Annotated in this window: 2 protein-coding genes; both read left to right on the plus strand. The window is 65.9% G+C overall.

Annotation, left to right across the window (positions count from 1 at the left end):
- Positions 1-144: 144 nt before the first annotated feature.
- Complete coding sequence (locus AC19YX_RS35205; protein ID WP_003465068.1) at positions 145-1824, plus strand: TnsB C-terminal domain-containing protein; 1680 nt, start codon at positions 145-147, stop codon at positions 1822-1824.
- Positions 1825-1826: 2 nt separating this feature from the next.
- On the plus strand, positions 1827-2572 hold a 746-nt coding region (locus AC19YX_RS35210; RefSeq protein WP_500608026.1), incomplete at its 3' end, for a TniB family NTP-binding protein.

Consider the following 2572-nt stretch of genomic DNA (forward strand, 5'->3'; position numbering starts at 1 on the left):
GTGTCGTTTTCAGAAGACGACCGCACCATCTGACTGGATGTAACGCCTGGTGTGCATACGGCTCCTGACAGCCCAATATCAGGAGTCGTCTGCACCAATCTCGACTATGCTCAATACTCGTGTGCACCAAAGCGAGGTTTGGGCATGACATCAGACACTCCACCGATTGCCGCGCAAGGCGTGGCCACCCTGCCCGACGAGGCATGGGCGCAAGCCCGGCACCGGACGGAAATCATCGGGCCACTGGCAGCGCTTGAGGTGGTCGGGCATGAAGCCGCCGATGAGGCAGCCCAAGCGCTGGGCCTGTCCCGGCGACAGGTATATGTCCTGATCCGTCGCGCCCGGCAGGGTACTGGCCTGGTAACAGACCTGACGCCCGGCCGATCCGGCGGCGGCAAAGGCAAGGGGCGCTTGCCGGAACCGGTCGAGCGCATCATCCGCGAGCTGCTGCAAAAGCGCTTCCTGACCAAGCAGAAACGCAGCCTGGCGGCGTTCCACCGCGAAGTCGCGCAGGCGTGCAAAACCCAGAAGCTGCCGGTGCCGGCGCGCAACACCGTGGCCCAGCGGATTGCCGGACTACACCCGGCGAAAATAGCCCGCAGCCGGGGCGGGCAGGACGCTGCCCGTCCCTTGCAAGGCGCGGGTGGCATTCCGCCCGAAGTCACCATGCCGCTGGAACAGGTGCAGATCGACCACACCGTCATCGACCTGATCGTGGTCGACGAGCGCGACCGGCAACCGATTGGCCGCCCATATTTGACCCTCGCCATCGACGTGTTCACGCGCTGCGTACTCGGCATGGTGGTCACGCTGGAAGCGCCGTCCGCCGTCTCGGTCGGCCTATGCCTCGCGCATGCCGCCTGCGACAAGCGGCCCTGGCTGGAAGGGCTGAATGTGGAAATGGACTGGCCGATGAGCGGCAAGCCCAGGCTGCTCTATCTGGACAACGCGGCCGAGTTCAAAAGCGAAGCGCTGCGCCGTGGCTGCGAACAGCATGGCATCCGGCTGGACTATCGCCCACCAGGCCAGCCGCACTACGGCGGCATCGTGGAACGGATCATCGGCACGGCGATGCAGATGATCCACGACGAATTACCGGGGACGACCTTCTCCAATCCCGGCCAGCGCGGCGAGTACGATTCCGAGAAGATGGCCACCCTGACGCTGCGCGAGCTGGAGCGCTGGCTCGCGTTGGCGGTAGGCACCTATCACGGCTCCGTGCACAACGGCCTGCTCCAGCCGCCGGCCGCGCGCTGGGCCGAGGCCGTGGAGCGCGTTGGCGTCCCGGCCGTCGTTACCCGCCCCACCGCGTTTTTGGTCGATTTCCTGCCGGTGATCCGCCGCACCCTGACCCGCACCGGCTTTGTCATCGACCACATCCACTACTACGCCGACGCCCTCAAGCCGTGGATTGCCCGGCGCGAGCGCTTGCCCGCCTTCCTGATCCGGCGCGATCCGCGCGACATCAGCCGCATCTGGGTACTGGAACCGGAAGGTCAGCACTATCTGGAGATCCACTACCGCACCTTGTCCCATCCGGCCGTCACCCTCTGGGAACAACGCCAGGCGCTGGCCAAATTGCGTCAGCTCGGGCGCGAGCAGGTGGACGAGTCGGCGCTGTTCCGCATGATCGGGCAGATGCGCGAGATCGTGACCACCGCCCAGAAGGCCACGCGCAAGGCGCGGCGCGACGCTGATCGCCGCCAGCACCTCAAGACGTCGGAGCCACCGGCCAAGCCCATACCGCCGGATGTGGACATGGCTGACCCGCAGGCAGACAACCTGCCGCCGGCCAAACCGTTCGATCAGATCGAGGAGTGGTAGCCGTGGACGAATATCCCGTCATTGACCTGTCCCACCTGCTGCCAGCGGCACAGGGTTTGGCCAGGCTGCCGGCAGACGAGCGCATCCAGCGCATTCGCGCCGACCGCTGGATCGGCTACCCGCGCGCGGTCGAGGCGCTGAACCGGCTGGAAACTCTGTATGCGTGGCCGAACAAGCAACGCATGCCAAACCTGCTGCTGGTCGGCCCCACCAACAACGGCAAGTCGATGATCGTCGAGAAATTCCGGCGGGCGCACCCGGTCGGCACCGACGCTGACCAAGAACATATCCCGGTGCTGGTCGTGCAGATGCCGTCAGAGCCATCGGTGATCCGCTTCTATGTCGCGCTGCTGGCTGCGATGGGCGCGCCGCTGCGCCCGCGCCCACGGCTGCCGGAAATGGAGCAACTGGCGCTGGCCCTGCTGCGCAAGGTCGGCGTGCGCATGCTGGTGATCGACGAACTGCACAATGTACTGGCTGGCAACAGCGTTAACCGGCGCGAGTTCCTCAACCTGCTGCGCTTCCTCGGCAACGAGCTGCGTATCCCCCTGGTCGGGGTCGGCACGCGCGAGGCGTACCTGGCCATCCGTTCGGACGATCAGTTGGAAAACCGCTTCGAGCCGATGCTGCTGCCGCCGTGGGAGGCCAATGAGGACTGCTGCTCGCTGCTGGCCAGCTTCGCGGCGTCACTCCCGCTACGGCGGCCATCCCCGATTGCCACGCTGGACATGGCCCGCTACCTGCTCAC

It is taken from the genome of Pseudomonas sp. MF09150 (genome assembly GCF_059862355.1).